We start from the raw sequence: 6,523 nt of genomic DNA, 5'->3' as shown, positions 1-6,523 counted from the left end.
TATGTGTGGGATCACGTTTCGCGGCGTTTATGTGTGGGATCACGTTTCGCGGCGTTTATGTGTGGGATCACGATCGGCACGCCGAGGAATGAAGCCCAAGAGAGGCTGTATGCTGCCCGTAGAGCGTGCCTTCGCCTTTTGGGCGAGGGGGCAAGAGAACCGGAGCCTACGCCCTTCCTCGAGCTGCTATGCGGCTCTGGTGGGGCAGTGCAGCTGTCCCCCAAATGACGAAAGCTCCCGTGCGTTGCTCAAATGACGAAAGCCCTCGGTGCAGGGCAAGCATCGAACACGGCGCATAGGCTGAGTGGGGTTACAAGCTCCACGCCCTATCCGTGGTCTTAGCCATGTACGGGAACGGGGTACCCCCGGGTAGGCACTCGCCCTCTGCTCCAAGCGTCATCAGGGCTGCACCAGAGACGATCCTCAGTGCAGCCCGAAGATCACGGCCAGAAGACCCCAACAGCGAAAAGGATCAGCAAAACAAGCGGCAGAACATACACGCCGTGGCCGGTCGCTTCGAAGGCCGACTTGCCCCACCTCACGATCAGGCTATGGTCAGACTTGCGATGTGCGGAACTAATCCCCATTTCGCTTTCATGGTTGTCAGGCTGCATACCAGCTCCCTTTCAATCAAAAGAGGGAAGGCCGGGGCCGCCAAGCTGGGCCTTCCCTTATCTTCACCCGCATGACGTTTCCGCAGGCACACGAAACAATTTAAGCTTGGTTCCACCCTGTTAAATAGTAATTGCCCCTTGTGCTTGCACTTGAATGACTAGCAAAACTTCAAGTAGCTGAAACTATTAAAAAAAATTATATGCTTACTCTACACCTTACTAGGTGGCTAACTTTAACTTACTAGGTGGGTAACTTTTCAATCTTACCTCATTAGGCATTTACTGCCGTTACATTTCATCTTACGCTCGTATGATGAAGTGTAACGTTTGAGGTTGACCGTGCCAGATACGAAGTTCGTCAGCTATTTGCGCGTCTCTACTGACCGGCAGGGACGATCCGGCTTAGGCCTCGATGCTCAGCGTAAGGCAGTCACGGACTTCCTGAATGGCGGGCAGTGGGAGTTGATCGCTGAGGTGGTCGAGGTTGAGAGCGGCAAAAAGGCTGATCGACCTCAGCTGCAAGAAGCCATCGCGAAGTGCCGTGCTTATGGCGCGAAGCTGGTCGTAGCGAAGATGGATCGCCTCGCTCGTGATGCTCATTTCCTTCTAGGCCTACAGCGGGCAGGCATCGACTTCGTTGCAGCTGACATGCCGGAAGCCAACCGGCTCACCGTGGGGATCATGGCGCTGGTGGCTGAACAGGAGCGGGAGCAGATCAGTCGTCGCACGAAAGAGGCTCTGGCTGCCGCTAAGGCCCGTGGAACGCAGTTAGGGGCTTATCGGGACGGCACCTTCGTTGGACGCAGAGGAACGCCAGAGGACGCTCAGAAGGCCCGTGAGGCGCATCAGGCTAAGGCACAAGCCATCGCAGCGGATAAGGCTCACGTCCTACAGGAGATCGACCCTGACGGCTCTATGAGCCTGCGAGAACTGGCACGGCAATTGAACCAGCGTGGTGTTCCGACGCCTAGCGGTCGCGGACAGTGGCAAGCCGTGACTGTAAAGCGGATAAAAACCCATTTAGGAAATCCCTAACCCCTCAACATTGGTTGGTATCCGTATACGGGACCTTTGTTTCTTGTTTTTCTCTTGTTTATAGGCCTAAGCAGCTGGCTGAAATGGAAAAAATCAGGGCATTTGTGAGGGATTTCCTGCTTGGTGTGAGAAATTTCCTGCTAGATGTGAGAAATTTCCTGCTTCGTCCACAGGCTGGCGAGCGACCAAAATTCGGTTACTGTGTGCTGTCGAACGCCTCTCACAATAACCGGAAAGACCTCACATTTGACCGCTGCGAAGTCTCAACTGCCGTCCAAGGTGTCTGTGTCCATGAGTAACGCAGTCGTTCAATCGGCTCAGCAACTGAGCCTAGTTCAGAAGCGTTTGGTTATGTTGGCGGTGGCGCGCCTTAACCCACGAGCAAAGGCTCTCCCTGACAAGGCGATCCGCATCACTGCGGAAGACTACGGCGGGATGTTTGGGATTTCCCCAAAAGACGCATACGCCGACCTCAAGAGAGCATCAGATGACATCCTGAAACGGTCTATCGTGATGCATAAAAGCGGCGCTAAGGGCATCGAAATCACTTCGAAGTACCCGTGGCTCTCTCGCGCTGATTATGCCGTGGGTGAAGGTTGGGTCGCGATCAAGTTTAACCCAGAGATCGCTCCGTACCTGACCGACCTCCGCGCGCAGTTTACGAAGTATCATCTCGCTCAAACCAGTGCCTTGCGGTCTGTCTACTCGTGGAGGCTCTTGGAACAACTCGAAAGGCTTCACCGGCCAGCTTCTGAGAGCTGGTGGCAGGTCGAAGTGGAAGAGTTCCACCTAATCATGGAGACACCGAAAAGCTATCGAGCAAACTTCGCTCAAACACGTCGCTTTGTCATTGAACCCGCCATTGAGGAACTTCGGGCAAAGGATGGCTGGCTCATCGACTGGAAGCCCATCAAACGAGGTCGGAAGGTTCACTCTCTGCGGTTTGAGTACAATCGTGACCCGCAAGGGCAGCTGTTCTAGCCCGCGGCATTCGGCATAGCCTAAGGTGATACTCTCCATGGTACGATCACCCAAAAATCACTGGAACGACCACAAAGGCGACCACATGCTATCACCTCAGCAAGCTGCCGATAAGGCGGGCGTATCACGCCGTACCATCATGGTCGCTATCGAAAAAATGGCTTTAAAAGCAACGCGAAACAACCGCAACAACTGGTTGATCTCGCAAGATGATTTGCGTTCATGGCTGGACCAACGTGATACACCCACCAGATCATCATCAGATACCCCCAGTGATACCGATCACCACTCAAGTATCACTATTGCCCGCCTTGAAGAGCAGTTGAAGGCGGCAGAACAGCGGGCAGATGATTTGGCCAAAATGCTAACCGAAGAGCGAGCCTCCCAGCGCGAACAGATCGAGGGATTGAAGGCTGATCATCAGGTCCAGTTAGATCGCCGGGACGCGGACTATCAGCAGGCCATGGAACTGCTCCGCGAAGCGCAGCGGAAGCAGGGGGTGCTGGAGTGGATCTTCGGTAAGAAGTGACGAAGATCATCGAAAATATTATTTTTATTCATTAAAATCATATACTTAAAAATTAGTATGCAACCTCAGCGAGGTATGTTAGTTCTTTCCTAAGAAAAATAATTAATCAAAAATTTCCTAGGGAATGAACGTGGTGGCAGCCACGTCCAAGGAAGCAAGATAGGTGGAGTGTCCATAAATGCCCAAGCAGCACAGGGTCCCCAAGAACGTGGGGTCGGAAAGGGAGAAGGTACTTACGAAAGCACTCTTAAAAGCCGCTGAGTGGTTAGGAGTGAACGGACAAGAATTGGCAAAAATCATCGGCGTAAGCCCAGCAACAGCAACGCGCATTAAAGCCGGTGATTACGTCCTCAAAGAAAACAACAAAGAGTTTGAATTCTCGGCGTTTTTCGTTCGTGTATATCGCTCTTTGTTCGCCATCGTAGGTGGAGATCAACAGTCCGCTCAGGACTGGCTCCGAAGAGAGAATACTGCGCTTCGAGGAAAGCCCTTGGAGCTGATGAAGACAATCGGGGGACTTAATGAAGTCTGCAAATACTTGGATGCTCGAAGGTCAGTCGTATGACGGTCTCGTAGCCCTTGAAGATTTTGAAGTGTGGCGGCTTGTTGAGGCACAACATCAGGTCGCCACTACTTCGCTTGTCGATGACTGGCATGAGCAAGGCGTGTTGGAAGACATCTTGGAGGGGACTAAACCCCCGATCCCCGAGGCCGCTAAACACCTTGATTATCTAAGAATGACCCCCTTTCGGTACGATGCGGCCGTGGGAGTTTCGCCAAACGATCGTGGCTCCCGGTTCCGCGAAGCAGGTACTCCAGATGGCGTCTTCTATGCAGCTCACGACGTAGAAACAGCTGTGTACGAGAGTGCATTTTACCGTGCGTTGTTTTTCAGTGAGTCCCCGGGCCTTCGTCTCCCGAAGAATGCACTGTCGTACACAGCGTTCTCTTCGAAAATTTCGTCGACCAAGGTTCTGGACCTCACCCAACACCCTGAGCTTTCGAAGTTCGCAGACGCGTGGGAAAATCCAGATGACTATCGAGAATGTCAAAAACTGGCCAAAGAAGCACGCTCTGCCGGTGTAGAAGTGATCCTGTTTAACAGCGTCAGGGACCCCAAAGTTCGCAAGAACGTAGCCGTTCTTACTCCGACAGCGTTCAGCGAAGACCAGCCCAGCCGACAGCAAACATGGAACATTCTCTGCGACCGTAATGGCATGAAAATGGCCTGCGAATTCCCAAAGGTTCGACTGTCCTTGAGCTTCGATGATCTTGCCGCGATGGGAGATCGTCGCTTCAAAGGAGTGGACTTTACTTAGTCGTCTCATAACCCCTTATGCACGCCGGAAACCGGTGGGGTGACACCCCCCCCGTACAGGTGTGTTGGCGGTTTCATGCACCTTCTGGCGTAATCTTCACCCGTACGGGCGTACCCGGGCAGTACTCGGCGAACACTTCCAGCATCACCTGACGTGTCGTCTCCTTATGGCGATCTTCAACGATGAAGCTGTCGTGGACGGGGATCGCGGTAATGCCGTGACCGAGCAGTCGGGCCAAGATGCGAAGGGCGATACGGCTATCGAGGCGTTGCAGGGCGATCCAAGGATCTTCGGCACCGCTGACCCGGTGCGGGTTTGCTGCCTCATGGTGGGACCAGAACTCGTCATAGAGCTTCTTGGCCAGCCCCGACTTCGAACGCTGCTCATCGCGAAGTCTTCCGTCAATAGCACGCTCGGTCTTCTGCCTCGTGGCGTTGCCGACAGAGAGCGTCAGGACCATTTTCATATCTTCCCGGGGAAAGTTCATGCCGGGCATGTCGTAGAGGTCTTTAACGTCTGGCACGGGAACACCCGCCATCGCGTAGAGCAGAGCGAGCTGCATACTTCCGAAGTCCAGTTCGGCTACGGGCTTGCCTTTGATCGTCAGACGACGACGGAGTTCGGACGGCATGTACTGGACCCAATGCCCGTAGAGACGACCACCCCGGCCATCCTCTTCGGAGAACTGGCGATAGAGGCGCTTGTTCCCGCCCAGAGCGGTCTTCGGGCGGCCTTCGCGGTAGTCGTAATATTTGTCGTATTCGGCGTAACTGTCGAACCGGCAGGCGAGCTTCTGTTTGCCGAGAGCCGCATTGATCGCGGGCAGAACTTCCTCTTCGTCATACAGCGGGCGATCAAGCGGGGCGTAGGTCGTGTCCGCATCTTTCGTCTCGCCCTTGTAGGACACCCACAGCGGGGACTTCCGAGCTTTCTTCGCCGACTTAGATTTACGCAGGGACGGGCCGTCCGGATGGTACGGGAAGATCAAGCCGTGGCTGAACATCCATTCGCGGAGGGGCGTGTCAGCCATCACGCAAGTTCGCTTCGCGTTGCCGGGATAGTTTATCGGGGAAACGTATTCGAGCCACGGCTTGCCCTGCCTATCCGGGTCAAAGATCGCGAGGGCATAGACCATGGTCCTGAAAACGGAACGGTTGAGGTTGGGGATCTTGAACGGCGGTTTCGAGAACGCTTTGTTGTCCAGCGGGATAGCCACGAAGTTTCGGCGGGTCTCCCTTCCATCCAGGTCTTTCGTCAGCGGACGGGACAGGGCATGGGCCATGCTGTGCAGAAGCAGTTCCAAGGCGAAGCGATGTGCGATCTTCGGGCGGTCCGGCAGAACGTCCAACTTGCCACGGTCCCTGCCAAGCAGATGAACCGGCTTGTTGAAATTGGCCTGAACACGCTCGTCCTTCTGGATCATGCCGTAGAGGACTTCAGCAGCGTCGGCCAGCTTGTGCCGGTAGGGATCGGACCCCCTAAGTTCCGGAAACAGCGGGAAATTTTGACGAACATCACGGGACGGCTTCCCCTGAAAGGGGGGCGTCAGGGTTTCGGCCATACGTTCGAGTTCAGCCAGTTGTTCAGCGGAGATTTCGGCAGATTTCGTCAAGCTTTTATCCAGAGGAAGGGGGAGAGGGGCTTCCATCTCTATAATGCAGACAGAATATCCAATCAAGTAACTGATATTACTACATTAGTTAGTGTATCTACTAGTGGAACAAGGCTGGCTAGAAATGCCGCACCGACAGATCGGCAGAGCGTACCCTCATACCATCGCCACAGAGGCCGATTTTAGCCACGTAGAGACCTGCTTGCGCGTACAGCACCCCCACCCACACAAGATAACCGAAGGTCCTCCCTACGGCCCTGATAGACGCTATACCTGACGTCTTTCGGCTATGCCCTGCTTGGCTCAGTAGAACCTATGTGTGGGATCACGTTTCGCGGCGTTTATGTGTGGGATCACGTTTCGCGGCGTTTATGTGTGGGATCACGTTTCGCGGCGTTTATGTGTGGGATCACGATCGGCACGCCGAGGAATG

The 6,523-nt window shown here is 54.4% G+C and carries 7 protein-coding genes; 5 read left to right on the top strand and 2 right to left on the bottom strand.

What is annotated here, in order from left to right; all coding sequences use genetic code 11:
* Positions 1–440 precede the first annotated feature (440 nt).
* A complete protein-coding gene (locus ACXAJT_RS27350; protein WP_475242121.1) occupies positions 441–614 on the bottom strand; it encodes a hypothetical protein in 174 nt (57 codons plus the stop codon).
* 339 nt (positions 615–953) lie between these two features.
* On the opposite strand from ACXAJT_RS27350, the gene ACXAJT_RS27345 reads away from it, so the two are divergent.
* The 5 genes from ACXAJT_RS27345 to ACXAJT_RS27325 all read left to right on the top strand — a co-directional run bounded on the left by ACXAJT_RS27345 (position 954) and on the right by ACXAJT_RS27325 (position 4,478).
* Complete coding sequence (locus ACXAJT_RS27345; RefSeq protein WP_475242118.1) at positions 954–1,649, top strand: recombinase family protein; 696 nt, start codon at positions 954–956, stop codon at positions 1,647–1,649.
* Between the two features lie 291 nt (positions 1,650–1,940).
* Complete coding sequence (locus tag ACXAJT_RS27340) at positions 1,941–2,630, top strand: replication initiation protein (RefSeq protein WP_475242116.1); 690 nt, start codon at positions 1,941–1,943, stop codon at positions 2,628–2,630.
* Between the two features lie 37 nt (positions 2,631–2,667).
* A complete protein-coding gene (locus ACXAJT_RS27335) occupies positions 2,668–3,159 on the top strand; it encodes a helix-turn-helix domain-containing protein (RefSeq protein WP_475242113.1) in 492 nt (163 codons plus the stop codon).
* A 178-nt stretch (positions 3,160–3,337) separates the two neighbouring features.
* Positions 3,338–3,724, top strand: coding sequence for an antitoxin Xre/MbcA/ParS toxin-binding domain-containing protein (locus ACXAJT_RS27330; RefSeq protein ID WP_475242110.1), 387 nt, complete (start codon positions 3,338–3,340; stop codon positions 3,722–3,724).
* Positions 3,681–4,478 (top strand): RES family NAD+ phosphorylase, encoded by a 798-nt coding sequence (locus ACXAJT_RS27325; protein ID WP_475242108.1) that lies wholly within the window; start codon positions 3,681–3,683, stop codon positions 4,476–4,478. The genes ACXAJT_RS27330 and ACXAJT_RS27325 overlap by 44 nt, the downstream gene beginning before the upstream one ends.
* 73 nt (positions 4,479–4,551) lie before the next feature.
* On the opposite strand, the gene ACXAJT_RS27320 is transcribed toward ACXAJT_RS27325, so the two are convergent.
* Positions 4,552–6,090 (bottom strand): hypothetical protein, encoded by a 1,539-nt coding sequence (locus tag ACXAJT_RS27320; RefSeq protein ID WP_475242106.1) that lies wholly within the window; start codon positions 6,088–6,090, stop codon positions 4,552–4,554.
* Positions 6,091–6,523 lie beyond the last annotated feature (433 nt).

This window comes from Salipiger sp. ABF4_146, from assembly GCF_056161345.1.
Note: the sequence above shows the minus strand (reverse complement) of the source record. Positions and strands in the feature narration are given on the sequence as shown.

Excerpts from the sequence above, each read along its gene's own strand:
- ACXAJT_RS27350 (WP_475242121.1), bottom strand. The coding sequence starts at position 614 with ATGCAGCCTGACAACCATGAAAGCGAAATGGGGATTAGTTCCGCACAT.
- ACXAJT_RS27340 (WP_475242116.1), top strand. The coding sequence starts at position 1,941 with ATGAGTAACGCAGTCGTTCAATCGGCTCAGCAACTGAGCCTAGTTCAG.
- ACXAJT_RS27335 (WP_475242113.1), top strand. The coding sequence starts at position 2,668 with ATGGTACGATCACCCAAAAATCACTGGAACGACCACAAAGGCGACCAC.
- ACXAJT_RS27330 (WP_475242110.1), top strand. The coding sequence starts at position 3,338 with ATGCCCAAGCAGCACAGGGTCCCCAAGAACGTGGGGTCGGAAAGGGAG.
- ACXAJT_RS27325 (WP_475242108.1), top strand. The coding sequence starts at position 3,681 with ATGAAGTCTGCAAATACTTGGATGCTCGAAGGTCAGTCGTATGACGGT.